Source organism: Vibrio sp. 1078-1 (genome assembly GCF_033340475.1).
On sequence record NZ_JAWOWM010000864.1, the window covers coordinates 1 to 525 of the forward strand.

The 525-nt window shown below is 49.7% G+C and carries 1 protein-coding gene; it reads left to right on the top strand.

Features of this window, described 5'->3' with window-relative positions:
* A partial coding sequence (locus R7190_RS30515) for an N-6 DNA methylase (protein ID WP_318138297.1) occupies nt 1–525 on the top strand: 525 nt, incomplete at both ends.

Below are 525 nucleotides of genomic sequence, written 5' to 3' on the forward strand. Positions count from 1 at the left end.
CTAGAGTTCGAGTTAGACGATTACCGCGAACCCATCCCAGCGAAATACCTATGGCGCAACTGGGCGGCAGATAACCAAGGCATTACAGGTGATGAGCTGCTGGAATTCATCAATGATGACCTATTCCCGACGTTAAAAAACCTTACTGCACCGAAAGACACCAACCCGCGTGGTTTTGTGGTGAAAGAAGCCTTTAGTGATGCCTTCAACTACATGAAAAATGGCACACTGCTGCGTCAGGTGATTAACAAGCTCAACGAAATCGACTTTACTGACTCTAAAGAACGTCACCTGTTTGGTGACATCTACGAGCAAATCCTACGCGACCTTCAAAGCGCGGGGAATGCGGGTGAGTTCTATACCCCTCGCGCAGTGACTCGCTTTATCGTCAATCGTCTTGACCCTAAACTAGGTGAGCAGATTATGGATCCCGCCTGCGGTACGGGCGGATTCCTAGCTTGCTCGTTCGATCACGTTAAAGAGAACTACGTGACCAGCGCAGCCGACCACCAAACGTTGCAAAAG